Origin of the sequence: Acidaminococcus fermentans DSM 20731 (genome assembly GCF_000025305.1) — a bacterium.
Lineage (GTDB): Bacteria > Bacillota > Negativicutes > Acidaminococcales > Acidaminococcaceae > Acidaminococcus > Acidaminococcus fermentans.
The window spans coordinates 1214180-1240004 of the sequence record NC_013740.1; the positions used below are offsets into that span (position 1 = coordinate 1214180).

26 protein-coding genes are annotated in these 25825 nt (G+C 45.2%); 2 read left to right on the plus strand and 24 right to left on the minus strand.

All coding sequences use genetic code 11. The features are described from left to right. Nucleotides 1-71: 71 nt before the first annotated feature. A complete protein-coding gene (locus tag ACFER_RS05570) occupies nucleotides 72-500 on the plus strand; it encodes a hypothetical protein (RefSeq protein ID WP_012938441.1) in 429 nt (142 codons plus the stop codon). A 91-nt stretch (nucleotides 501-591) separates the two neighbouring features. Here ACFER_RS05570 and ACFER_RS05575 read toward each other — a convergent pair whose 3' ends face one another. The 8 genes from ACFER_RS05575 to ACFER_RS05605 form a co-directional block, all read right to left on the minus strand. Next, nucleotides 592-1044, minus strand: a complete 453-nt coding sequence (locus tag ACFER_RS05575) for a hypothetical protein (RefSeq protein WP_012938442.1) — start codon at nucleotides 1042-1044, stop codon at nucleotides 592-594. After that, nucleotides 1041-2390, minus strand: coding sequence for a DEAD/DEAH box helicase (locus ACFER_RS05580; protein WP_012938443.1), 1350 nt, complete (start codon nucleotides 2388-2390; stop codon nucleotides 1041-1043). Before ACFER_RS05580 ends, ACFER_RS05575 begins: the two co-directional genes overlap by 4 nt. Next, nucleotides 2387-2689 carry a VRR-NUC domain-containing protein gene (locus ACFER_RS05585; RefSeq protein ID WP_012938444.1) on the minus strand — a complete coding sequence of 101 codons (303 nt, stop codon included), beginning with the start codon at nucleotides 2687-2689 and terminating at the stop codon, nucleotides 2387-2389. The genes ACFER_RS05580 and ACFER_RS05585 overlap by 4 nt, the downstream gene beginning before the upstream one ends. Before the next feature lie 110 nt (nucleotides 2690-2799). Further along, nucleotides 2800-2997: a hypothetical protein gene (locus ACFER_RS11660; protein WP_012938445.1), complete on the minus strand. Its 198-nt coding sequence runs from the start codon at nucleotides 2995-2997 to the stop codon at nucleotides 2800-2802. Between the two features lie 137 nt (nucleotides 2998-3134). Beyond that, entirely contained in the window at nucleotides 3135-4253 is a 1119-nt protein-coding gene (locus ACFER_RS11785; protein WP_012938446.1) for a DNA primase family protein, read from the minus strand. After that, nucleotides 4250-5422 (minus strand): primase alpha helix C-terminal domain-containing protein, encoded by a 1173-nt coding sequence (locus tag ACFER_RS11790; protein ID WP_012938447.1) that lies wholly within the window; start codon nucleotides 5420-5422, stop codon nucleotides 4250-4252. The genes ACFER_RS11785 and ACFER_RS11790 overlap by 4 nt, the downstream gene beginning before the upstream one ends. Further along, on the minus strand, nucleotides 5423-5689 hold the full coding sequence (locus ACFER_RS05600; protein ID WP_227898297.1) for a DUF7768 domain-containing protein: 267 nt from the start codon (nucleotides 5687-5689) through the stop codon (nucleotides 5423-5425). A gap of 103 nt (nucleotides 5690-5792) precedes the next feature. Beyond that, entirely contained in the window at nucleotides 5793-6023 is a 231-nt protein-coding gene (locus ACFER_RS05605; protein ID WP_012938449.1) for a hypothetical protein, read from the minus strand. A 235-nt stretch (nucleotides 6024-6258) separates the two neighbouring features. Between ACFER_RS05605 and ACFER_RS05610 the strand changes: the two genes are divergently transcribed. Then, complete coding sequence (locus ACFER_RS05610; protein WP_012938450.1) at nucleotides 6259-6975, plus strand: hypothetical protein; 717 nt, start codon at nucleotides 6259-6261, stop codon at nucleotides 6973-6975. Nucleotides 6976-7029: 54 nt separating this feature from the next. Here ACFER_RS05610 and ACFER_RS11795 read toward each other — a convergent pair whose 3' ends face one another. From ACFER_RS11795 to ACFER_RS05695, 16 genes are all read right to left on the minus strand, one after another. Further along, nucleotides 7030-9945, minus strand: coding sequence for a DNA polymerase (locus ACFER_RS11795; RefSeq protein ID WP_012938451.1), 2916 nt, complete (start codon nucleotides 9943-9945; stop codon nucleotides 7030-7032). 63 nt (nucleotides 9946-10008) lie between these two features. Further along, on the minus strand, nucleotides 10009-10575 hold the full coding sequence (locus ACFER_RS05620; protein WP_012938452.1) for a DUF2815 family protein: 567 nt from the start codon (nucleotides 10573-10575) through the stop codon (nucleotides 10009-10011). Beyond that, nucleotides 10568-11716 carry a DUF2800 domain-containing protein gene (locus tag ACFER_RS05625; RefSeq protein ID WP_012938453.1) on the minus strand — a complete coding sequence of 383 codons (1149 nt, stop codon included), beginning with the start codon at nucleotides 11714-11716 and terminating at the stop codon, nucleotides 10568-10570. Before ACFER_RS05625 ends, ACFER_RS05620 begins: the two co-directional genes overlap by 8 nt. Continuing rightward, nucleotides 11706-12017 carry a hypothetical protein gene (locus ACFER_RS05630; protein ID WP_012938454.1) on the minus strand — a complete coding sequence of 104 codons (312 nt, stop codon included), beginning with the start codon at nucleotides 12015-12017 and terminating at the stop codon, nucleotides 11706-11708. Before ACFER_RS05630 ends, ACFER_RS05625 begins: the two co-directional genes overlap by 11 nt. Beyond that, a complete protein-coding gene (locus ACFER_RS05635; RefSeq protein WP_012938455.1) occupies nucleotides 11983-12168 on the minus strand; it encodes a hypothetical protein in 186 nt (61 codons plus the stop codon). Before ACFER_RS05635 ends, ACFER_RS05630 begins: the two co-directional genes overlap by 35 nt. Nucleotides 12169-12294: 126 nt before the next feature. Beyond that, entirely contained in the window at nucleotides 12295-12870 is a 576-nt protein-coding gene (locus ACFER_RS05640; protein WP_012938456.1) for an RNA polymerase sigma factor, read from the minus strand. A 278-nt stretch (nucleotides 12871-13148) separates the two neighbouring features. Then, nucleotides 13149-13343 carry a hypothetical protein gene (locus ACFER_RS05645; RefSeq protein WP_012938457.1) on the minus strand — a complete coding sequence of 65 codons (195 nt, stop codon included), beginning with the start codon at nucleotides 13341-13343 and terminating at the stop codon, nucleotides 13149-13151. 693 nt (nucleotides 13344-14036) lie between these two features. After that, the gene (locus ACFER_RS11090) at nucleotides 14037-14801 is read right to left on the minus strand and encodes a nitrilase-related carbon-nitrogen hydrolase (protein ID WP_012938458.1); all 765 of its coding nucleotides are present in this window, start codon (nucleotides 14799-14801) and stop codon (nucleotides 14037-14039) included. A 296-nt stretch (nucleotides 14802-15097) separates the two neighbouring features. After that, on the minus strand, nucleotides 15098-16093 hold the full coding sequence (locus ACFER_RS05655) for a tripartite tricarboxylate transporter substrate binding protein (protein ID WP_012938459.1): 996 nt from the start codon (nucleotides 16091-16093) through the stop codon (nucleotides 15098-15100). Nucleotides 16094-16118: 25 nt separating this feature from the next. Beyond that, on the minus strand, nucleotides 16119-17633 hold the full coding sequence (locus ACFER_RS05660) for a tripartite tricarboxylate transporter permease (RefSeq protein WP_012938460.1): 1515 nt from the start codon (nucleotides 17631-17633) through the stop codon (nucleotides 16119-16121). Between the two features lie 16 nt (nucleotides 17634-17649). Further along, a complete protein-coding gene (locus ACFER_RS10845; RefSeq protein WP_012938461.1) occupies nucleotides 17650-18135 on the minus strand; it encodes a tripartite tricarboxylate transporter TctB family protein in 486 nt (161 codons plus the stop codon). A 53-nt stretch (nucleotides 18136-18188) separates the two neighbouring features. After that, nucleotides 18189-18884, minus strand: a complete 696-nt coding sequence (locus ACFER_RS05670) for a FadR/GntR family transcriptional regulator (RefSeq protein WP_012938462.1) — start codon at nucleotides 18882-18884, stop codon at nucleotides 18189-18191. Nucleotides 18885-19330: 446 nt separating this feature from the next. Further along, nucleotides 19331-19837 carry a hypothetical protein gene (locus tag ACFER_RS05680; RefSeq protein ID WP_041666186.1) on the minus strand — a complete coding sequence of 169 codons (507 nt, stop codon included), beginning with the start codon at nucleotides 19835-19837 and terminating at the stop codon, nucleotides 19331-19333. Nucleotides 19838-19966: 129 nt separating this feature from the next. After that, complete coding sequence (locus tag ACFER_RS05685; protein WP_041666586.1) at nucleotides 19967-20332, minus strand: ACT domain-containing protein; 366 nt, start codon at nucleotides 20330-20332, stop codon at nucleotides 19967-19969. Between the two features lie 165 nt (nucleotides 20333-20497). Continuing rightward, nucleotides 20498-23254 (minus strand): BPTD_3080 family restriction endonuclease, encoded by a 2757-nt coding sequence (locus ACFER_RS05690; RefSeq protein ID WP_012938464.1) that lies wholly within the window; start codon nucleotides 23252-23254, stop codon nucleotides 20498-20500. After that, entirely contained in the window at nucleotides 23254-25821 is a 2568-nt protein-coding gene (locus ACFER_RS05695) for a site-specific DNA-methyltransferase (RefSeq protein WP_012938465.1), read from the minus strand. Before ACFER_RS05695 ends, ACFER_RS05690 begins: the two co-directional genes overlap by 1 nt. Nucleotides 25822-25825 lie beyond the last annotated feature (4 nt).

Sequence of the window (25825 nt, forward strand, 5' to 3'; positions counted from 1 at the left end):
CCCCACGATTGTATTTTCACAGGGTTTAACTTACAATAAAATAAGAAAAACAATGGGAAGGAGCGCACCTCATGAGTCTGGGTTACGGCGGTATTGCAAAAAAAGTAAATGAAGATAATACCTATGTGCTCTACGCATATGGTGCCTTCAACTGGAACCTCCCTGAATGTAAGAACGATGATTACACACTTGATGGTTCTATCCTGATCCCAAAGAAATGTTTTGTCGGTCCAGAAATCCATCAAAAGATAAAAAAGATGCCATCTGGCAGGAAAAAGCTGGTTACTAGACCCGTCTATATTTCTTGTATTGATATAGTATGCAATGCAGTGGAAAAAGGTTTAATCGAAATAGATAACTCTCGGTTCGCCTGGAAATTTTACTCAGATTCTGCCAACACTAAAAAGTTTGATTTCATAGCCCTTCGGCTTCTTGATAATGCTTTTATGGAATATCAAGAAACGGGGAAGATTCCTGAAAAAGTCTACTCCCTTGTATAAAAAAAGCCTTGTAGGATTTTTACATCCTGCAAGGCTTGTCTTTATTCCCTTTTCTCGTGAGTTTATCATACCACGAAGGGGCTATTAAATTCTAGTGTGTATCTACTGCATTTTTCTGCAATTCACTGCACGCCTCCAAAATTTTTTCAACAGCTGCCATCCCTTCCCCATGGACTGTGTAGACCCATCGGATTCCTTTGCCCATGCTCCGGGCAATGTCCTCCCAGGCATCGAAATGAATGTACCGATCTCGAAGTACCAACCGCTGGGCTTCATCTTCCACCTGATCGATGACCTGACCGATTTCATACTTCAGATCCACCAGATGGTCCACTTCCCGATTGATTTCCTGCTCCCTCTCCCAGATCTTTTCAAGTGTCCGGACAAAGGGTGCTTCTGTAGGCCGGTTGGGGTTGTGGCTTTCTTCCAGTCCGGCTGCGGAGATTCCCAGGCAAAGGTGCCGCAGTTCGGCTACTTCCCGCAGGTTGCTCTCTATTTTTTTATCCAGGTAGAATCCCTGTTGCAAATACTCTTTGGCGTTCATGCTTTTTCCTCCAAATCCGCTTTGACAGCTTCAATCAATGCCGCTTGAGAACTGTCTTTCTTTTCCAGGGCTTTCAGAATCCGTTCGTCAATGGTGCTCTTGGTCACAATGTGCTGGACAATCACCGTCCGGCTTTCCTGTCCCTGCCGCCAGAGCCTGGCCACCGTTTGCTGGTACAGTTCCAAACTCCAGGTGAGCCCGAACCAGATCAGGATGGACCCACCCTGCTGCAGGTTGAGGCCATGGCCGGCAGAAGCTGGGTGAATGAGAGCCACCGGAATCTTCCCGGCATTCCAGTCTGCAAAATCCTGGGATGACTTCAGCTCCCTAGCTTCCATCCGCTGACAGATCCGCTCCTTGTCATGACGGAACCAATAGGCCACTAGCACCGGCCGGCCATTGGCACTTTCTACCAGATCTTCCAAGGCATCCAACTTTCGGTCGTGAAGATGGATGGTCTTCCCATCATCGGTATAGATGGCTCCGTTGGCCATCTGGGTGAGCTTCAACGTCAGGGAAGCCGCATTGGCTGCTGTCACTTCCCCGCCTGGCAGTTCCATCACCAGAGACTTTTTGAAATCTTGATACCGCTTCCGTTCCGCTTCTGAAAGATTCACCTCGGTCCGGACGCTCACCAGGTCCGGCATCTTCAGGTAGTCCGTGGCCTTCATGGAGACGGTGATATCCGAAATTTTCCGGTAGATGGCTTCTTCCGCTCCTGGCAAGTGCTTGTAGGAAAAGACCACCATTCCATTCCGCTTGTCCGGCTGAAAGTAGGTGTTCCGGTACTGGCTGATGTACTTTCCTAGTCTTTCCCCCATATCCAAAAGCCGGAATTCGGCCCACAGGTCCATAAGCCCATTACCGCTGGGAGTTCCTGTAAGGCCCACAATCCGTTTCACCTTAGGCCGCAGGGCCTTCATGGCTTTGAACCGCTGGGCCTGGGGATTCTTGAAAGAGGAAAGTTCGTCCAGGACCACCATGTCAAAATCCAGTCGGCAGTTCCGGGAGAGCCACACCAGGTTCTCCCGGTTCACGATGTAGATGTCCGCCGCTTTCTGGAGGGCCCGCCTTCTTTCCGTCACGGTGCCCACCACCACGCTGCAGGTGAGATCTTTCAGGTGGTCCCATTTCCGGATCTCCTCCGGCCATGTGTCCCGAGCCACCCGAAGGGGAGCCACCACAAGGACCCGCTGGACTTCAAAGGTGTCCTGCATCAGGTCCCGGATGGCCGTAAGGGTGGTCACCGTCTTTCCCAAACCCATGTCCAGGAGAAGCGCCGTTACCGGATGAGTCTTGATGTATTCGATGGCGTATTGCTGATACGCATGGGGTACGAATTTCATGGGGTCTCACCTCCTTCCGCAATTTTCTTCAGCAGCCCGGGAATGGCGCTGGCATCATCCAGGACAAACACCTGAAAGCCAAGGGCCCGCAGCATCCTGTGCTGTTTCTCTTGCAGCACCCGTGGTTTCTTCCCAGGTGCCTTCACTTCCACAAAGGCCATTTTCCCGTCAGGCAGAAGGACCAGCCGGTCCGGCATGCCGGCATAGGACGGAGACACGAACTTCAGGGCCAGACCGCCCTGTTTCCGAACTGCCGTCACCAGGCTGTGTTCAATCTGTTTCTCTCTTAAAAAGTTCATCCGTTTTTTCCTTCGCCAGGGCCCTGATTTCTTCATCAACGACATTTCTCGGTTTTTCGATGAAATTCCCGTAAAACACATCAAGGTACTCATTGCTGATTTCCGGATGGTCATGGAACATATTTATCTTCTGCCCGGGAACGCACTTCATCAATCTTTTGAATGGCCCGTAAAAACTTATCCGTATCCGGAGCCAAAAGAACCTGAGAAATGTGGAGTACAAGTATATCAGCTAGAGCCATGAACAGTCTCATTTCTGCTCCAGCTTCCTTGTAAAGGTCAAGCGTCCGTTCTTTTTTATAAATCATAATCTTATCCTCCCTTACTTTTTGGAGGTGTGACACTCATGTTTATCCCACTCTTAACTTCTTATATAGGTATATTTATTTTTATCCCTATAGGAACTTAGTAATGAGAGTATCATGAGCGTCACACCTTTCCAGATTTAGTCCAGGAAATCCTGTCCTTCCTTCAGTTTCAAACCACGGACAAAACTTCCATCCCGTGTGCGATGACGGAAGAATCCCGCCTTTTCCAGGTTTCCATAGAAATCCGTGGTACTTCTGATGTATTCACCGCTCTGCAGACAGATGACCCGGTAATGCTGATACAGTTTCCCTGATCTCTCTGTGAATGATGGGTCAATTTCACAGTGATCCTCCAGAAACTGCCCCAGCCAGTCATTGTCCTCCCGATATTTTTCCACTGCATTCCGCACTGCTTTCGGTTCCTCGATTTTAAATCCCTTTCGGATAGCAGTTTCCGCCCCCTCGATGACCCACTTCAGAATGGCAGGGCCTGCATGTTCGAACAGATAGTCCGAGTAGTTCTTGATGTCACTCTTGCCGGTAATCTTGGCGTTGAAGGGAATGACGATCAGTCTGCGCCAGGTACCATCATCGTTAGCCGTCACCTTGGGCAGGTAGTTGGTGTAAAGAACCAGGGTGTGGGAGGGTACGAAATGGAATGGATCCTTGTACTTCTTTTCTGCCTCAATGGGATCAATCGAACAAATCTGTTTGACCATTCCTGTATTGAGACGCTGCCCTTCTTCCAGTTCTGATGCAATGATGAGCCGTTTGCCCTTGAGTTCTGCCATCTCGGGTTTCACGTTTCGCTTGCAGCTCATGGTCAGGGCATCTGCAGAAATTTTTCCGGAATAGGTGCCAAGGACCCTGGCGATGGTATTCCAGAAGGTGGATTTACCATTTGCCCCGCCACCATAGGCGATAATCATCTGTTCGGCATAGACTCTTCCAACAGCTGCCATCCCAACAATCTGCTGAACATACTGGATCAGTTCCCGGTCATGGCAGAAGAAAAGGTCAAGGCTCTCCTGCCAGAGTTCCATTCCCTTATCCCCCGGAGAGCAGGCCGTAATTTTCGTGATCAGGTCATCCGGATCGTGAGGATGGCTTCCCCTCGTTCCCTGGGTTAAGTCATACGTAGCTTCAGGTGTATTGAGGAGTTCCGGATCATAGTCCAGTTCACTGACATCCAGAGCCAGCATCGGTTTGGCTGCATTCTGGGTGTTCACGATATACCGGTAGTTGCGGTACCTCATGACGAATTTTTTGTAGGCATCAGCTCCCTGCAGGGCCAAAAGCAATCCCAGCTTTTCTCGGGAATCTGGTTCACAAGGGTCTTGCTTCTGGACTTTACCTCGGCCTCTGAGACTCCGATGGCAACCAGGGCTTCTTCCGCCAAGCGAATCTTCTCTCCTGCATCTTTCAACTGGTCATCCATAAAATCTTCAATAACTCCGAGGGCCTTCGCCCGGTCTTCATACCAGTGGTCACCAACGAAGGCGATATAGTCTGTGGCACTCGTATACCGAAGTTTCCCAATACAAGCCATGGCCAGTACTTTCGCTTCCCCCATATCGGAGTAATCTTCCGGCTTCAAAATACCTTTGCTGAATACATTGTCATATTCCTCTGGTGGGACATACCCTTCACTGCCTTCGATTTTGTTCCTGAAAAATTTCAGTGCGCTTTTCCAGATGGTCCCCAGTTCCTTTTCCGGCAAATGCGGGTCGCATTTTCCTGCCCTTTCCAGGTAGGCTTCATACGCTTTTTCCGTATCCCCGAAACGTTTCAGCACCCGGCTGGCGAAGTGGGACATAGTGTTGTTACGGCTGCCTTCGGGGATGGAATTTCCCGTGTACAGGGGTGGCTCCATCTGGTCATGTTCCACTGGTTCCCGGCCAGTCAGGAATTCAGTTATCGTCATCTCCCCTTCCTGCCAGAGGATATCTTCCGGATCGACATCTGTGCCATAAAGGAACCGGGCCGCATCCAGGGCCTTTCCGTCAAAGAAAGGGAACACCTCCCAGATGGCCTGCTTCAGGGCCGTGTAGGCTTCTTCGTCCTGCATCTCCGGAATGGGGAAATAGGCATGGAACCGAGGCCGGGCTTTCCGGCCGTCTTTGGCTTTCCCATTATTCCGGGAAGGGACGATGGCCACAGCCACCCGGGGCACCTGGGCCAGGAACTGTTCTCCACTCACCCATTCCCGGGGATTTTCCGTATGATCATTGTCACAATCCATGACGGCCACATCGGACCAAAGGAAGTTATCCCGGCTCCGGTAGCTGTTTTTGTAGGCCGCGCAAACATGATCGAATTGAGCCGCCACTTTTAGGTCCTGAGCATTTTGGATTTCCCGTTTCTGAGGATACCGGCAGTTGGATTCCACCCCTGTATAGGATGCCGTAAATAATGTAAATTTCACCTAGATCACCTCACTGATATACTTGATGGGCTTTCCCTTTTTCTGGGCATAGCGGATCTCCAGTTCCATTCCTTGGGAGATGGTCTCCCCAAAAATCCAAAGTTCCGCACATTTGGACAAAAGAGCAATCCCCATAAAAAGAGCCAGATTCCGTTCCGTCTTTTCATCCAGGAACTGGGGCAGGAACAGATGGGGCGCCAGGGGAATGCACCCATGGTCTGCGGCGTACCGGCAGCAGCGCCGAGCCCGCAGGACATTTCTTTCCACGTCTCCTGCATAAGGTGAACAAACGTACACTACCGGTCGGAAGGGAAACCTGGGCGGCTCTGCATTCCGGATAGCCTGATAAGCCGTGGGATCTGGATAATGTTCAGCATTCCGCTTTTGATCCATTTCCATGGCCCACCTCCATCAGCTCCCGGGAACAGTCTTCACACAAGACGGCTGTCCCGAATAAGTCCCCTTTTCCTTTGCCCAAGACTTCTTCCAGGTTCACCGGCACTTCCTTCCCGCAAACCGGACACCGACAAAACACATTCTTGTCCATAATTTCCATCTGGAATTCCATATTGTCCGTAATCGGCTCCTTCACATAAAACATGGCGTTATCACTCCTTCAAAAAATAAACAGCAGATTCCAATCCCGCTACATGGACTAGAGAAGATTTTCTTCTCTACCTGTAACAGGACAGAATCCGCGGGGTTAAGTACCAAAAAAGAGAAAAATTTTGAGCAGAATCTCTGGTTGTCTTTCTGGGTCAACTTCGTTATGATATTGTTATAGAAAGTGCCTTTTCGGCCTGATGATTTCCTGTTTTAGGAGGCGTATCACCAATATGGAAAAGCAGAAAGTCCATCCCGCGGAGTCCTCTCGGGATGAAAAGATGGATGAGTTGCTGCAGCATATTCCGGATGACTTATTTTTTGCAAAGAAAGCAAAAGTCTCTGACTGCAGCCTTGATTTTGCAACCCAGGATGTCTTGAAATTTCAATTTGATTTATCTGGTGGCGAATGGTACCGCCTGAAATATAAAGGGCGGAATCTTAGATCGTATGATCACTTTATCTTCTATGAACCTGGGCTCAAGGGAATACTGGCCTTCTTTTATGCCCTTGACAGAGGATATGAAACGGTCCATCTCGAAGAAGTCGATACCATGGACTCCACCCTCTGTTTCCGGTTAGAAGCCGTTTCAGAGAAAACCGCTGATTCCAGTCTCCTTACTTTTTCCTATTCTTTTCATACCAGAAAATGTAAAATCAGCAAAAAGAAATCCATCAATTATTTCAAGCTCCAGATGCAGAAAAATTTTTCCGACGAGGAAAGGCTCCGGAACTACTTACGGGAACGATTTGATGCGTACTGCAACCAGTCCGTTCTGGACGAAGAAGTAAAATATTTTGACCGGTCAGTTGAGACCGTGAATTTCATTCGAAGCCTTTCCTGGATATTCGGTACTCCCTTGCCGCCCTTAAGCCTGGCAGAATTTCTATCCCCTGACCAAATCGCACTCTATGAAACGAAGAAGAAACAGGTAAACAAAGATAACTGAAAGAAGAAGCGGCCACAAGTGAGATGGTTCCCTTGCGGCCGCTTCTTTTATTTTTCAGTCCTTCTGATAAAACGCACACTCATACCCATCTGCCCGAAGTACCAATCCCTCCGCCCAGGGTGGGGTCCGACTCATCTGCTCGCAGATGGCATCTACACTGACCTCTTTACTGCACTCGATGATCAGTTCATCATGGACGTGACCCACAATGGCACAGCACCGAAGGGTCTGCATGGCGTAGCAAAGAATGTCCCTGGCCGTTCCCTGTACGATGTTTTCCACGAACTTGGGCCCGTAACTTTCCAGGCGCTCCCACTTCTTGGTGGCCCCGATGCCTTCATAAGTTACGGATTCCCCGCCGAACTTGTTCTCCCCGATCCGAGGTTTCACATAGGAAAGCTGCCGGCCACTTGGGAGTTCGATGAACAGCATGCCGCTTTGACAGACGAACCGGATGTTATTCACCCAGACGGGGATCCGCTGCTTGATGGCGGTCTTCACAGCCCCATCCACCTGCCACCAAAAATCCACAATATGTGGATTGGCTGAGCGCCAGGACTGGACCAGGGACCCCAGTTCTTCTTCCGGGATTCCCATGTCCAGGGCTCCCATGGCCTTCAGTGCTCCAACAGACCCGCCATAGCCACAGTTGTGGACGAGACATCCCGATACGGTAAAACGGTGATATGGTCCGGCATTTCGTATGTCATAAAGTCGAGCCGTGCGCTTATGATATGCCACCTTTTTCGTTTCTCTTTCACTGCTTCCACTGCGTCCTTTATAATCTGCTCTCTGCTTTCTCCGTGCGTCAGTTTCCGTATCACAGTTGTGTAAGCATACGGCCAATATTTCTGTTGGAATTCCGACAGTACCGTTAATCGGCGATTGCCCCGATTCACCTTCAATGGGACCATATGGAGATTTCCCGGAGCATAATCTCCATTGTTGTTGATTCGGTCGATTTCGTATCCTCTTTCTGGAATACCGAAATGCTCCAGCAAATATAACCCTGCTGCAAGTACACTTGGAAACATGAAACGGATTCCCCGTGCTCCATAATTCGGATACCCAGGATCCCTCGGATTTTCGCAGCGTTGTTTGGCTGCCGTCAAACGTTTGTAGAGCCACAAAGGTATTTTTCTTGTTTGCGAACAATGCTGACATCCCTTGCTTTTGCCGCTTACCAGAGCATCGAACAGAGTCCATTGGATGGAGCCGCAGCCCTGGCATTGCGTCAATACATAACAATGGTTCTGCTTCTTGTTCCAACGTTTTTCCGGACTGATGATTTTCACCCATCCGTATTGCTTTCCTACAATTTCCGGTTTGCAGGAGATGTGCGCCGCTGGAGGCGGCGATTCCAAACTGTACCGGCTCTTGTTTCCCCTGCACCCAAACCAGGTGGTCGGCAGTAGCTGTGAGTCCTTCATAGGTAATGACCTCTCTTTCCCCTTTATAAACCACACCTTCGTGCTTTACCCAGTGATTTCCATCCCACACACGGTCATCCGTTGTTACTTTCTCAATGGGGATAAGGCCATGGTCTGTAAGGACAAGCTGACCTTCTGCTATACAGGCCAGTTCTGCGATTTTCCCCTTTTGACGGAGTTCCCCGTTGACTCCATGTTTCACCACCGGGACCCCAAACATCTGGCTGGCCGTTGAGCAGTAGATGTCCTTCCCGGCTGCAAAAGCTGCCGACTTCCACTTTTCCCCGGCCATCCAGGAAATGACTCGCGCCTCAATGGCTGAGAAGTCCGAAACCACAAACTTCATCCCCGCCCTGGGCACAAAAGCCGTCCGGATCAACTGAGACAGCACATCGGGAATGGAATCGTAGAGAAGGTCCAGGGCTTCGTAGTTTCCCTGGCGCACCAGCTCCCGGGCTTCGGAAAGGTCCGGCAGATGGTTCTGGGGAAGATTTTGCAATTGGATGTGCCGGCCGGCAACCCGTCCGGTCCTATTGGCTCCATAAAACTGGAACATTCCTCTCGCTCGCCCGTCTTCGCAGACTGCATTCTCCATGGCCTGGTACTTCTTCACCGAGGACTTGGCCAGCTTTTGACGGAGCTGCAGCACACTGCGGAGAGGCTCCTGGGCCGTTTTCAATAATTCCTTCACCTGCTTTTTCCCCAGGGAGTCCGTCTTTAATCCATGGTCTTCGAGCCATCCCAACATCTGAAGGACGGAATTGGGATTCTCCAGCCCGGTCTTTTCTTTCAGGGCTGCCATCAGGCTTTCCCGGCTTTTGGCATCCATGGCCACCGCTTGTTTGGCCAGTTCCAGGTCAATGGCAATGCCCCGGTCGTTGATCTCCTGGTCCAAATGGTATTCCTCCCACACCTGTTCCGGCACCGGGTACTTTTGCAATCGCTGCTGGATGGCCATTTCCACTTCTACGTCCCGTTTGTTGTAACTTTTGAACTGGTTCCATTTGTCCAAAGCATGTTGAGGAAGGTTCCTGGTCCGGCCGCCGTTGGTCCTGGTTTCCTTGCAGGGAACGCAAAAATACCGGATCAGTTCCCGCCCTTCCTTCATTTTTTGATTGTCCAGATTCAGCACGGCCCCTACTCCTTCCAAGGAAAGAGGCAGCCCCATATAAGCGGACCAGACCATGGAGCACTTCCACCCTGCAGGACTCAAGAACCGGGCACATTCTTGAGACAGAGGATGCTGATCCTGGAAGGGGTCCACGCTCCGCCCCAGATCGGTAAGATACCGGGAGAGACACACGCGCTCGAAATTGGCATTGAAGGCCCATTTAGTAACAGTATCATCGGTGAGGGCATCCAGAATTTCTTCCGGAATGGTCTCCCCCTGAGCCAGGTCGATGACCTGCACCGCTCCCCCATCTACCGCATATCCAAAAAGAAGGATTTCAAAGGCCGGGGATTCTGCATACTTGTACACACCACACTTGGCCAGGTTCACATCGCTATAGGTTTCCAGATCCAACGAAAGAGTTTTCATACCTTTCTCCTTATAGAAAAAGGTGGCAGTTGGAACACCGCCACCTTCCGTTCTTCTATCCGCTTACCCAAGAAAATCCTCATCATCCGCCGTGGCAAAGTCGTCCTCTGCCCGAGGCTTGCCGCCCAGAGGTTCCCCGTCCCGGATCTTCTGCAAGTTGTTCAGGCTGCAGGCGATGCCTTTATTCCCATTGCTGTTGAAAGCATAGAAGCTGATGGAAGCACGGCCATACACCCCGGAATACACTTCAGAGCGTTCCAGAATATGTTGACAGTTGGCATCTACAATGCCCGGCTGAGTGGCAGAGTTGGCATTGATAAAGAAGCTATCCTTGTAGGCATCATCTCCCGGCCGTTCCAGATCCCCGTCCCGAAGTGGGGTCTTGATGGCTTCCAGGGCCGGGACTACCCGGCTGTTCCCTTTCAGTTTCCCTTCCCCTTCCTGGTAGGCAGCCTTAATGGCTGCCCGGACCTTTTCCACCGTCTTGGTGTCGGATTTGGGGATGATCAGGCTGACACTGTATTTGGGCGTTCCCCCATTAATGGATTTGGGTTCCCACACATTGGCATAACTCCAACGGGTATTCACTCCAGTAATTACTTTGCACGGATTCACATAACTCTTAGACATTCTTGTTTCCTCCTTCATTTTCCTTAGAAAAATCATCTGCCGCCGTATGCATGGCCGGCCGTTTATCCGTTTCCGGGACCAGGACCGGCTTGCCCTGGGGCTTTTCAATCAAATCGGTCAGAAGTTCATCAAACCGTCTCTTTCCCAACAGTTTGGTCAAGGCCGTAATCCCCAGGAGTTTCTTCTCATAGGGAGAATATCCTGCCTCTTCCACTTTGGCGGCAACCGCTTCTTCATTAACGTACCTCCGGTTGGACCGGCCTTCCACCACTTTCCACCCGGCCCAGGTCTTGCCGGAAAGAGCCTGCTGTAGGGCATAATCTTTCACGTCCCCAACCCAGCTTACCAGTTCATCGGCTTTGGCCAGAATGGCTTCCATTTCTGGATCTTCCAGAGTGGATGGCATGGCAAAGTCGTACTTGGCCAGCTCCAGGTTGTACTCGGCCCGTTTCCGACAGGTGGCCCGGATCTTGCAGAACCGGCAGTGGTCACCAGCCTTGTATTCCCCTTCTCCCTTGGCCGCCAGGTCTGCAGTAGGCTTCAGCACCGTTTCTGCCCATTGAAGCAATTCTTCCTTGGGCAGAGTGTAGGTACTGACGTTTTCCCGCCTAGGCTGGAAGATGGTCATGGACACCTTTTGGATATCGTAGATCCCGTCAAAAAGATCCAGGGCCCCCAGGGCATAACACATCATCTGGGGATTCTTCTCTGCATCCACCAGCACTCCCAACCCGTGCTTATAGTCGATGACGGTCAGGGTGTCATCTGCCACAATGAGGCAGTCCCCGGTTCCGAATCCCTCCGGCACCCACCGGGAAAAGTCCAGGCGCTGCTCCACCAGCACCAGAGGATCCTTACAGACGGTTTTGGCCGCTGCCAGGCTCTCCAGCACAAACTGGGCATAGGCATCGGTGCATTCGGCCATTTCTTCATCGAAGGTGGTGAGGGACTTTGTGGGGTTCGTCACCTTCTCCCCCAGGGCCTTCTTCACCTTGTATTCGCACAGGGCATGGGCTTCCGTCCCCTGTTTGGCAAAGTCGCTCTGCACATCCGGCAGTTTGGCACACTCCAGCGCAGACGGCGGACAGGCCAGCCACCGGTAACTGGACGAAGCGGAAAGAACCGCGTGGTTACCCGGCATGGCCCATCACCTCCAGGTCTTTCAAAAAGGCCTCATACTTCTCCGGCTTCATACTGGACAGCTTGTCGGCCCCATACTTCTGGATCAGCCTACGGACTTCATCTGTGAATCCCTGACGGGATTTATCCGCCGCCACCTTCCGCACCTCTTCCAGGGTGAGTTTTGTAGGAACCACCTCATTCTTTGGAGGTTCCGGAGCCGGAGCTTCCTCCTTGAACTTCATGGCTTCCGCAATCTTCAACAGGGCTTTTCCACAGTTTTCCAGTTCAACGGATAATTTGACCAACGTTTCCTCTTTCATTGAGATTGACTCCTTTCGATTTTCTCTTGCTTCTCAGGATCATGAGATTCCTAGCAGCCCGTTCCGCTGTGTCGCTGATTTTCATTAGTACCCCAGCCAGTTCCCGGTCCAGGTCCTGACTTCGGTTTCTCAGCATTTGTCCATTTTCCATGGCTTGTCCTCCTCTCCAGGGGCTTCTTGTTTTGCCCTTCATCCATAACAGGACAAGTTCCCCTAGGATAAGTACCCATTTTTAGAAATCCGGCCAGAAATTTTTTAGCCGGATCTTCTGTTCCCGTTACCGGTAGTCCTCCAGACGTTCCCGGAGCTGTTCCAGGAGCCGGTGTTTCCTTTTGTTGACCCCTTTCTGGGAAAGACCAACTTTCCGACCGATGGCGGCTTCACTGCTTCCATTCATGGCCATCTGCAGGATGGTCTGGTCCAGTTCTTCCAGCTTGGCCAGCTCTCTGTGCAGGGCATCCAGAAGCTCTTCCTTTTCCAAAATGGCATCAGGGGTGTCCTGCCGGGTATCGTCCATAAATCCATATCCCGTATCATGCAATTCTTCAAAGGAAACGGCCGTGTCCCAGCCCTGGACGGACGGATCCACCCGGTGTTCCTCCTGGGCCTGTTCCCGCTTCCGCCGTTTCTCGGCCAGCCGCTGCTGACGCTTGTCTTCCTTCCACTCCGGCCGCATATAGGCCTCGTACTGTTCTTTGGTAGCCGGGATGAGGATGGTGCGGACCATCTTGTTCCCGATTTTCGACCACTGCCGTGGCGCGTTTTCATATTCCTTCGTGATGATCGTTTCCTCCTTCACTTCCAGTGGAATGTAGTACTGCTGTTTGACTCTGGTTTTCTTTTGGTTGCCCATGTGCGATCTCCTTCGCAAAATGCGAAGCGAAGACGCAAATAGGCTGCCTGTCTGTATTGACCATGAGATGCATCCTCTCTTCCATGGTCAACCACCCCAGTAGGCTGACGATAAACTTGGGTCCGGCTCATCGCTCTGGGCACCCCCGCGTCCGGGAGTGAACTTTGAGCCGGGAATTTACAGATACAAAAAAAGAGCTATCCACATGACCTTCTGGTCAATGTAGATAGCTCCGTCTGACAGCTCCGTACAAAATACGGACTGTTATGGTAACTTCTTTATCCTTCTGAACTTGCCCGTTTCGCTGCCTCCACCTGCAGCAAAATATCTTCCCAGGGAACCTGGACCAGCTGCTTCCTGCTGGTCTTCAGTTCAATGATCACCCGGCCTCCCTCTACAATGGCATCAAACAATCTTTCTCCATCCGCAGAACCATCGCGGAGATTCCGGATGTGTTTTCTCACTTTCCCCATATTGCCATACCCCCTCGGATTTTCACGCTATTGAACATTTGTTCGTTTATATGCTTATTATAGCATAAGTCTGCAATTTTAGAAGGGAAAATTTTGTGCCCGTTTCTCAGGGTAAAGGATTACTTTTTGGATAGAAAGATAGCAAAACCGCATTATATCTAGGCTTTTGCGGATTCTTAGCTGTGTAAGATTTCTCAAAAATTCCAAGAAAATTTATTTTTCCCGGTTTCTCCTCCGGATTTAAGAAAATTTTATCATGGCTACGCTCGAACAAAAGTTCGCTTAATAAAGGTAAAAAGACAGGACTCCCCCAAGTTTTCTGGGGAAATCCTGTTTGGTTTCCGTCTTTCACCTGGTTATTTTCAGTTCATGAAATCAGGAATTTCCGCATCGCTTTTCGCCATGCTTCATTGGCAAGGCAGGCCGTCCCATAACAATGCTCCTTGTATAGGCAAAGTTCCCGGCAGATGAACTGATCTGCATCCTGGCGTTTCAGTTCTTCATCCGATGGCAACTGCCGTCGGATAATAGAGGTTATTGCCGGGAACAGCATGATGCAGAAATCCGAACAACACAATTACTAAATGAAAGAAGATGGCTGATGCTTTGGTCATTTTAATCCGACCAGAATTGTTCATTTTAAGTCCGGCCTTGACACCGACTCTGAGTGGCTGTTTTAATCCGACTCTAACATCACTGGAGACGATCTCTTAGGACGGGAAACTTTTTACGAATTTCCTGAACATGTTCTGGGTTGATTTCAGCCGAAACAATCGTTTTTTCAATTCCTGCTGCTGCAATTTTTGTACCCCAAGGGTCATAAATGGCACTATGTCCAAAATAAACATTTCCTCGTTCCGTCCCAACACAGTTACAGGCAAGTAAATAACTGACATTTTCTATAGCTCGGCACTGAGAAAGTAAGCACCAATGTTCCAACCTCGGAAAAGACCAAGCAGCTGAAAGAACAATAATATCAACATTTTTTTCTGTCATTTCAATAAAATTCTTAGGGAATCGAACATCATAACAAATTGCGAATCCAATACGTCCAAACGGAGTATCGACGACTGTTGATTCTTTACCGTTTTGAATTAGTTTTACTTCTTCAGAATTAAATGTCACAAGATTCCGTTTACGATAAGTAGCAATACATTTTCCTTCTGGAGAAATAAACGGCAAAGAATTATAATATTGATCTTCTATTTTTTCAATAATTGTCCCCCCTGCAATATAAGCACCAGTTTCTTTTGCTTTTCTACATAAAAAATCAATAATTTTATTATTTTCTTCGATATGATGATATCTTTCAAAACAATAATAGCCCGTCGCCCACATTTCTGGAAGAACAATAAGACTTGACTCTTTACACAAATCAATTTGTTGTTCCATCTGTGCAATATTGGCATCCACATCATACTTTTCATTTCTTTCAAATTGAATTACTGATACTTTCATTTTCTCACCTTTTTCATCGAGTAGAATTCAATCATTTGCTTTTCGCAAAAAGCTTGAAAAAGACCATATAGAAAAGGACTGGAATTTTTATATTAAAAGACGCTGTAACAGAGACCAATGACCTCTTTTAGAAAAAATTTGGGGACGCCTTGCGATTCTGTTAGCAAACATTTTTCCGGGCATCCCCAATTAGCTTAAGCGCCTCAATTGAAAATTTGCACATCATTAGCAAATTTCAAGCGAAACAGTTCCGTTAGATTTATCATTAATTGTTTTACCAAAAAATGATATTTTATTTACTTTTTGTAATCTTTAAGCCACTTTTTATAGTTTTCTTCTTCTTTACCAATATAAGTAACCGCATCTTCCGGTTTCATATACTTAGGCGTAACTAAAACAGAATTTGCTTCTTTAATATAATCCTTGTTCTGGCACACCTTCTCCATTGCAGCGGAGAATTTATTAACAATTTCATCAGGTGTATCCTTAGGAAAAGCGTAGAAGAAGAACTTAGAAATCGACAAATCTACTCCCTGTTCCTTAAAAGTGGGAACGTTTGGAATGAGCGGGTTCCGTTTTTCCGACATTACACCAAGGCAACGGAAATCGCCAGATTCAATGTAATCTTTCACTACACCATATTGACAACCGATTACCTCAATCTGGTTGCCGAGAAGAGCGGTTGTATAAGCAGCCATATCACCAAGATCTGCCGCAACGATATTAGTACCAGTCATTTGTTCAAATGCAAGCAGTTGCAGGTGCGTAAACGACCCAATAGAAGTAGCAAAGCGAATCTTCCCAGGATTTGCTTTTGCATCATTAATGAGGTCTTGCAGATTTTTATATTTAGAATGACTGGAAACTACAAAAACATTGGCGTCATCAGTAAGCCCAATACCAGCGTTTTTGAAGTTTTTCCACGAGATATCTGTCAGGCCGATTAAGTTGTTCATGAGCATAGTGGGATGGTTAAACAAAACAGTGTAACCATCTGGTTTAGAATCCAATACTTGCTGGGACCCAACTACTCCAGAAGATCCAGCAACATTGGTTACAATAACGGGTTTTCCAAGTTCCTTACTTAAGTATTTAGACATTACCCGTGCGTTTGTATCTGTATCTCCTCCTGCTCCATAGGGCACTACAATTTGCACTGTTTTGTTCGGATAGTTTTTTGCTGCACCTTGATTTGCCTTACTAGAAGGATTTTTGGTTGCATCTGATCCGCACCCTGCCAAAAGCATACCAAGTGCCACCACCATTGAAAGGACTGCCAATTGTTTTTTCATTTTTAACACGCCTCCTTTAAAATTTTTAACCTAAGGTTATTCTACTGTGTTCCTGGTTTTTATTTTTTCTTACCTGCTGAATCAGGGTAATAACAATGGAGAGTACAGTAGCAACAATAAAGAATGAGCAAATGGGATGTTGCAAAAAGGGCCAGAAGCTTCCGCCAGTCAACATCAATCCTGATCTCAAGTTCTTTTCAGCGATTGGCCCCAAGATGAACCCAAGAATAACAGGTGCCAATGGATAGTCAAAGACATCAAATGCAATGGAAATAATTCCAAAGAAAATAACAGTCCAAATATCAAAAGTTCTGTTATTTAGTCCGAATGCCCCAACTGCACAAAGTACAAAGATAATCGGGAGTAATATGTATTTAGGAATATACAAAACCTTTGTAAATAACCTTAAACCATAAAACTCCATTATCAGCATGATGACATTGGAAACAATCAGAGCTGCAAAGATGGAATAAACTATCGTACCATTTTTTGCAAACAACAGTGGTCCAGGCGTTAAACCATGTATCATAAACGCACCTAATAACATGGCTGTCGTTGATTCACCTGGAATGCCGAGAGTCAAAAGCGGAATCATTGCGCCACCAATTGTTGCATTATTTGCACTTTCAGAAGCTACAACACCATCCATTATCCCAGTCCCAAATTTTTCAGGATGTTTAGAACTATTTTTAGCTGCAAAATATGCAAGCACACTCGAGGTCGATCCACCAACTCCAGGCAGAATTCCCATCGCAATACCAATGAAGCTAGATCGAATAAAGTTTACAAATTGTTCTTTAAATTCCTTAATAGAAAATCCAAAACCTTTTATATTTTCCCTTTTTAATGTAGCCTTTTGTAGTTCAGGAGAGTCATTTCCTGCCTTAATTACTTCACTGATTGCAAAAAGGCCAATCATTACGACTAAGATATCAAAGCCACCTTTGAGTCCTTTAACGCCAAAAGTATATCTTGAAAAAGAATCAATTGGTGCTGGTCCAACCATAGCAAACGCCATGCCTATCAAACCAGCAATCAGACCTTTAGCCATTGATTGTTTTGAAATAGAAGCGATTAATGTCAGAGAAAAAACTGCAACGCCGAAATATTCATACGGTCCAAAATGAATAGCAATTTTAGCTAGAGGCGGCGAAATGAAAAACAATGCTAAAAAACTTAATGTCCCCCCAATAAAAGAGTAAAACACGCCAATTCCCATTGCTCTCTGAGCATGCCCATTAACTGCCATAGGGTGCCCATCAAAGCAAGTTGCAATGGAGGATGGAGTTCCTGGGACATTAATCAAAATTGCCGGAATCAGTCCCCCTGATATACCGCCAATGAAAATACCACATAATAACGCCATCGATGGAACCATATCCATAGAATAGGTCAATGGTAAACAAAGAGCTATTCCCATGGTTGCTGTTAATCCTGGGATAGAACCAAACATGATTCCGATTAACACGCCCAGTCCCATAAGTAATATATTTGTGGGCATTAAAATATTACTGAATCCTACAGAAAATAGTTCACTCATAATTCATCCCCTCCCATTAGCCTAAAATTCCTTCCGGAAGCATAAGTTGAAATAGATCCCGGAATGTGAAATAAACAATCAAAACAGTCACAATACTAACAACGCCAAAGAGCAAAGGCTTTCTTTTCTTTTTAGGACAAAGCACCATAATTTGGAAGAAAAGATAAACTGCTGTCGTAATAAGAAAACCAATTTGCGCTAAACACAATGCATAAGCAACCATCAAAAGCAGCGTCATAAAAGAAGTTTTTAAAACGGATTTTGTTTTTTCACTTTCTGATCCGTTCGTGTCGTTTTTATCAATTTTTTTCAGTTTCACAATTGCTGAAATAAAAACAATTGCACCTAAGACGAACATTAAGCCGAATACCAGCCTTGGCATAAATTCCGGTCCAATGGCCATTACCGTTAATCTTTTCATGAAAAATGTCATATAAAAGCAGATACTTGAGATAGCCATAATAAACAGTCCTGAAATAACATCTTTGTAATTATTTTTCATTTTGCACCTCTCAATCTTTTATCTACTTGTTACTCGTCCTACAAGTTTGCTTTTTATTCTTTTTTTATCATACTGATTCTGTTCAAATTCCCTTGAATATGTTCCTTCATTATTTTTTTTGCCAATTTGGGTTTTTGCTCACGAATAGATTTTAATAAAATAGTATGGTAATAAATAGCATTTTGATAACCGTTATTTTGATAGCCAAAAATTTCTTTAGCTTTATTTTTATTTGATGCACTTCTCCGTATAGTATCTATGAGACTGCTTTCAATAAACATATTGCCACATGCTCTAGCGATTTCCAAATGAAACTTAGCATCAAGATCTGCCATTTTATCATCATCACCGACATGTAACAGCATTTCTTCCGTTGCTTTCGTTAAACATTCAAGATTCTCATCTGTCCGATTTAAGGCTGCTAAATAAGCTGCTTCCGGCTCTAATATTTGACGAAACTGCAACATTTGCATAATTTCACTTTCAACAGATTTAGGAGTTGATGTGAAATTAGAAAAAGCACTTAAATCCTCCGATTTCACATATGTGCCTTTTCCATGAAGACTAACCAATGCTCCGACAGCAATAAATTGTTGAATGGCAAAACGCACACTGGAGCGACTGACTCCTAAAATTTTAGTCAATTCATTTTCAGAAGGAATTTTTTGTCCAACTTCCCATGCATGTGTTTGAATATTATTTTTGATATAATCGACAACTTGTTCAGTTACACTTATTTTTTTAATCATAATTTTATCTCCTACAACTTGTCTTACAAGTTCATTATAAGCAAGAAAAAATAAATTGTCAATAAATTTTGTCTTATCCCAAAATAAAACTTAGAATGCTCTTATTTAATCACACAAAATATTTCAATTATTACATGAAATCACTATTTTTAGCTAGAATAATATAAAAAAGCCACCCTGCCGGCGTTGACCGGCAGGGCCTTGTGCTTTTCGTATATACACCGGATTATTAAGCGGTTACTTTCTCATATCTTCCCGCCAATCAGCATTGGCAAGACACGCCGTCCCATTGCAGTGATCCTTGTAAAGGCAAAGTTCACGGCAGATGAACTGATCTGCAGTCTGAAGCTCCAGGTCCTCATCTGACGGCAGATCATACGCCCCGATTTTCCAGATGCCCTGGGGATTCCTTAGGCCGAAATCCAGCATCTTTCCATTCCCGGTCTTCACATAGCGATAGATTTTTGCGGTAAAAGACAAATTGTCTCCGGCCTTGTAGGATTCAAAACCACGGCATTCCATCCACACATGGTCTTCCTTGCCGAAGAATCCACTCCCATCACAGGAGGAGGCACCCAGATAAACCCACTCAAAGCAAATCCGGCCTTTGGCCTTGTTGATTTTTCAATCTGCCCTTTGCAGGCTACCCAGCAATTTTCATAGTAGGCTTTTTCCAAGTCATGTCTTACCTGATCCCCGGATGCCTTCTGCAGTTCCAGGTATTCCTCATAGGACATTCCTTCTCCGCCCACCAGATTTTTCAGCCCACTGGGATCAAAATCAATGAATCCCCATTCCGTGATGACCCCCAGCCTGGATCCGGAAAGCTCCCTTTTCGCCGCTTCCCAACGCTCCTCTTCAGAAGCACCCTCAGGGGCAACACCGGGCAGCCCGCTTTTCCTGGCGTACTCTTGCAGTGCATTCGCCATCACCAGATCATAATACCGTTCCATTTTAACTCTCCTTTGCTTTGTAAGTGCAGCCTAGGCTGCCTGACATGCGCGGCAAAGAAAATAGTGGAAATCAGACGTACCAGTGCTCCGTCCCCTTGCGGGGATTAAGGATCTGCAAAACGGCTGCCGTTAACGGATCCCATACCCCTTGTCCGCCAGAACCTGCAGCGCTTTTTCAAAATTTCCCTTTTTGACAAGGATGTAATCCGTATTAAAAGTGGAAACAGCGAAAATCCCGATTCCCTCCTCCGCCAAGATGGAGGAAAGCTTTGAAAGAATGCCAATCAGGGAAAAATCAAGGATCCCCTCGATCCGGAAGGCTTTCCAGCCGTCGTCCCGTTCCAGGGTGTTTGCCGGCGTGCGGTCCGTCTCACAGACAAGGGAAATCTCTTCATCGGTCCTCCCGATAAAATAAAACCCCTGGTCCAGAGTAAGTTCACGTATGGTCGGGACCTTGCAGACCGTAAGATCCAGATCCATTTTCTTTAGCCGCATCATAGTCATATCCTCCGATTCAACACTGTTCACTATCTTGCTGGTCTTGCTTTGCTTCGAATTCATTCTAAAGGTAGAAATTCCATATACCGACTTTTTACCTGCTTATATTTGTCTTCTTGCCCTTTCTTCACGCAATGCAAAAAATCTAAAAACAAACTATCATTAAATATTGATATATTTGTTAATGATTCCATCTACATCTTTAACTGAAAATGACATGTCACTGACCCAATGTCCAAATTCTCCTGTACCATTGACAGCTATAATCCACTCTTCCAAAGCTTTCTGTTTAGCAATCACTTCCTCTGACTTCTGGCCTTTTGTTTCTAAAACCAACATGATTCCGTTGCTCAGCTTAATCAGAAAGTCAGGGAAATAACTATGGATTACTCCTTTAAATGTATAGAAGATTTTAAATCCAAGATGATCGTTTTTAGCATAAGCTTTTACATAGGGATTTTTTTCCAGGACATACGCTTCTGTATCTTCCCAGCTGCTATCAGAAACCACATGGCTAATCTGGGATTTATTGGTTACTGTACAAGGCTTACTGGTAAACCATGTCATCATATCTGCCGTACTACGAATTTTTTTCGTTGAATCAAAGAGTGGCACCATTTTTTCGGTCTGATCTGATTTTATATAATCCCAGATATGCTGGACAATTTTATTCATGTTCAGCACATACATAATTCTTTTCCTCAAAGGGCTCGTGTTAAAGAGCACGGGATTGATATGAATTTTTCCGGATTTCAAAAATTGTTCTGTCAAACGAATAACCTGACCTAAAAGTGCATATTTCGTCCCTTCATTTTGCCAGGAAGATTGTAAAGTATCATAAACCTGACCAGCCGTTTCAAAAATTATCTTTTGAAGTCTGAGTTCTTTATCCAGCTTCTCAAGATCTATTTCGGTACATTGACTTAAATCAGTCTGCCCATCAAGAACCGGGGCCAGATCAGCTCTAAGTCTTGTATCCGTAGCATCAAGCACTAATTCAGGTATATGCTGAACATCCAAAGTAAGTTTTTGTTTCCAGACACGATCAAAACGAATAATATTAGGCCATGCGATTTCATACTCCGCTCTTTCTGGCAAAGATTCAATCTGTGTTTTAGGCTTAGGAGGATGGCCGCTATTGCTTCCATCATCTTCAGTGGGCAAGAATCTAAAAGGAATCCCAAATATATTGACATACTCAGGAGAAAACAGCTCATTACCTTCCTGTAGATCATAAGAGGTCCTTCTAAGACCCCGCCCTACCACTTGTTCACATAAAAGCTGACTGCTGAAAGCGCGCAATCCCAAAATATGAGTTACAGTTTTAGCATCCCAGCCTTCTGAAAGCATCCCAACAGAAATCACATTGCGTATTTGTTCTCCAGGTTTTCCTTTTTGTCCTACTGTATCAACAATTTCACGTAATTTCTCGGCAGCTTCTTTCTTTGTTCCGCTTCCTGAATCAGCCGCATCCAAAATCTTTGAGTCAATCCGCACCGTATATTTTGGTACACAGAGTTCATTTATGTCAATCCGATGCTTATCAAAAGCATTTTTGATGCGTGCAGCCGTTTCTGTCCGATTCGCCACCGTAATCATAACCGGAGGAGTTGGCATTCCATGTTCTTTCCAATTTTTAAAAGTGACTTGCCAATCTTTCCCTAAAAGGTAATATGCCTGGATGAGCAAATCAGGCAATGGTTCTGTTGCCTCAGCAGGTCTGTTAATATCATCTTTTACGTCAGGATCTGAATATATATGATAAAGTTTGGATCTGAATTCATTTCCATCTTTTACAGAAATACCATCATCTCGGACTACTATTCTAGGAGTTTTGACCAGCCCTGATTCAATTCCATCGTTCAAGCCAAAGTCACTGACAATCCAATCAAATAAAGCTTCTTCTCCGTTTTTTTTCCCAGAAGGAGCAAATGGGGTTGCCGAAAAATCATAGCAGCAAAGAATATTTCGAGTTTTATTAATACGGTCCAATCCACTAATCCAAATTGTGGCCTGTTCCTCATTGGCTACATATTCTTTCCTTTCCTGACCTTTTAAAGCAATTTTAACTTCAGGATTTTTACGCCAGGCATGATGTGCTTCATCATTGATAACAATGATATTATGTGCATTTGCCATATCACCTAAAATCTCACGAGTATAAGCTTCATCACTCAATGGCCCGCGTTTATCCACACTTTTCCTCTTTGCAAGTTGTTCTGCCGTTTCCCATGCCAGACTTTGCCAGTTAATAATTTTGATGTTTCCCTGGCGCAAATAATCTAAAAGGCCAGCTGGTACTACGCCGAATTGGATATAATAGTTTTCATTGCCACCGGTTTTCAGAACTTCCAACCGGCTTTTAACTGTTAAACCAGGTGCTACAATAAATACGTTTTTAGAAAATCTTGTATCCTGTGGGTAAGCGACTTTATTACAAACCTGCCATGCTATTAGCATGGACATAACGGTTGTTTTTCCACTGCCCGTACACATCTTAGTACAGAGACGTCTGAATAATCCACCATCAGATGGAATATGTATGCCCACTTTATCGGCATCAGGGGCTTCTGTAAGCCAAATTAACGTTTCTATAGCATCCATTTGACAGAAGAAAAATTGATACTGCCTGGCATCCTTATCATGCCAATGTTCCAGTAATCGCTTTGTAATCCCTGTGATGCCAGGATACCCTGCCTCTCTCCACGTTTTTACTCTAGGACGGATTTTATTGACCAATGGCAGCTCAACAAAACGGCCCATATCATTATAAGCATTGCGTTCCTGCCCCGAAACGATATATCCCGCTGGTCTCCTACCTTTTTCCTGATAAAACTTTTTAGTTGGAATATCATATTTCCAGTGAGTAGATGGTTCTTTATATGCAGAATTGATAATAAGTTTTGTAATTCCTGCCATCACTCTTCACCGACTTTCAAAACACGCAAACTTTCAATACCACGATCATCAATGATTTTGACAGCAATCATGGTATTGGGCTCTGCCGTAAACCACAAAGATTCATTTCCAGCATATTTACCAATCAATTCCTGATTGATTTCAGCTTTCAATGTTTTTGCCAGTTTATTCCACCCATCCTTTTTTCCACCCATAGGGAAAAAGACCTGGTTGGGTTCAATACAGTTCATTGGATCGTAATTTGTATCCAGCATCCACATGGCAATATTACTATCCGTACCAGAAATAACAGTCCCTTTTTTTACGTCATAGTAGTCAAAACCGTTGACTATTACTTTATATCGGTTTTTAGTTCTTCCGTCTTTAATAAGTTCCACATCAGGCTGCCCGACTAACCAGAAACTCTGGTTGGAAGAACGTTTCTTTTTCAAGTCCTCCGTCATCAGATCCGTATTCATTTGGACTTTAAGCACCGTGACCCCTGGCCACAATGCCTCATCAAGCATCTGGGAAGCTTCAGGTCCAAATTGAAAAGCTGCAAAAATAATGTATCCCGGTGTTGGACGCATATTCTGTGCTTCATTAAGAGCCATATCAATAAATCTGGCATCCATGACCTTAGTCTCACTGCCAAAACAAATGATAGCTCTTTTGGGTGAATCTTCTTTAGTTTCTCCTTCTGCCTGAAAATAAACACTTCCTTCAAGCGGCTCGATTCTGGAAAAATCAAGTTTATTGCCATTTTTCCCCAGTATCCCAGTAGCAAGTAATTCACTTCTCCATTGACTTTGTTTAGAAGTCATATTTTCGGCTTCAGCAGTTGATAATGTCTCTTCTAATGGTTTGACAATTGGTGCAGGAAGAGATTCTACTGTAAATGGACCAGATACACGCACTTTCGTTTTATCAATCTCAGGCTGATCATAAAGAGTTTCTTCTGCTGGGGGCTCATTATTAGCAATAGATTTTAATGTAATATGAGGAACTGTTTTATAGATGAACCCGCTGGAAATTCCCTGATCTGGATGCGCAAGTTTATAATAATCAAAAGATGCTGTCATCAAGCGCTCCTTAGCCAACTCAATGGCCACGCGGGACGTGTCGCAAGTAATCCAGCGGCGTCCCCATTGTTCAGCTACATAAGCTGTTGTACCGCTACCACAGGTGATATCAAGAACTAAATCATCAGGATCAGACGTCATAAGTATGCATCTTTTGGGAATTTCATTAGGTGTCTGTACAACATACATTTTATCATTTACCGCCCCAATTCCTGTCCACAAATTATTAAGACGCGAAATAGGATAATCTTCATAATAAAGTTTTACTCTAAGATTATCTCCCTCTTCTTGCAGCCTATTTGCAATTTTTAAGTCATTCAATCCATTAGGGTAAGAAGTTTTCCACTGTGTACCTTTTGGAGGATAGTATGTTTTTCCATTATATTGGTATCCTTGTTGCTTTTCATTACCTTGTGCATTCAAACTCCAAGTGCCAAATAATTTGATGTTTTTATTATCTTTCATAAAGGCTTCAATATTATGTCGTTTGTTTGGTGGTACCCGCTTGCACCCTTGACCATGTATATTTTCTAACCATAAATGTGAACCACAAGTATCAGCAAAATCTTGAGGATCTTTCTTTTTGAACAAAGAATGAAATTTAATTTTATTTTTATCCTTTGCGTACCATACTAAATAATAAGTTGCACTATTTAACAACTTTTTAGCAAACATAACTGATCCTTTTTTTATTGAAATTTGAGAAACAAAATTTTCTGGTCCAAAAATTTCATCGCAAATATTCCTTACAAAATGCACATTTTCATCGCTAATTTGAATAAAAATACTTCCAGAATCTTTTAATAAATTATAGCTTAATAAAATTCGGTTTCTTAAATAGGTAAGATATGAGTGGATACCTAATTCCCAAGTATCTCGAAAGGCAGTAATCATTTCTGGCTCTTGTGTTAAATCCTCATCTTTATCTCCAGATTTAAGAGACATATCATTAACAAATGGTTGGAAATTTGACCCGTATTTAATTCCATAAGGTGGATCTATATAACACATCTGTACTTGCCCTGCCATGCCTTCTTTTTCCAACAGCGAATTCATAACGACAAGGCTGTCCCCGGCAATGAGTCTGTTCGTCCAGTCAACCCCGTGTTTATAAAATTCCAACGCATCACGGCGGCGGCGCTGTTTTTCTAAGGGATCCTCTCCAAATAAGCTCATTTGAGGATTTTCAAAATCATCACCAATGACCTGGACGGGACGCAAAATTTTAGAAGGCTTTATGGACTCCTGAATATGGATAGAGGTATCAGGAACATCAAATGAAACTCCTTCTGCTTTCCCTGCCCATTCAAGTGTAGGATCAAGATTAGGATCAAACTGATAAGTCGTTATATCCTCAGCCACTCGGTCAAATTTAGCAATTCCTATGGGCGGATTATTTGTTCGTTTCTTATCTAGATGATCATAGGCATCGATCGTTCTAAGTTTATCAAGGTGTTGCGCCTTAGATAATTCCTCAACAGTCAAAATACGTTTCTTGCGAGCCATAATT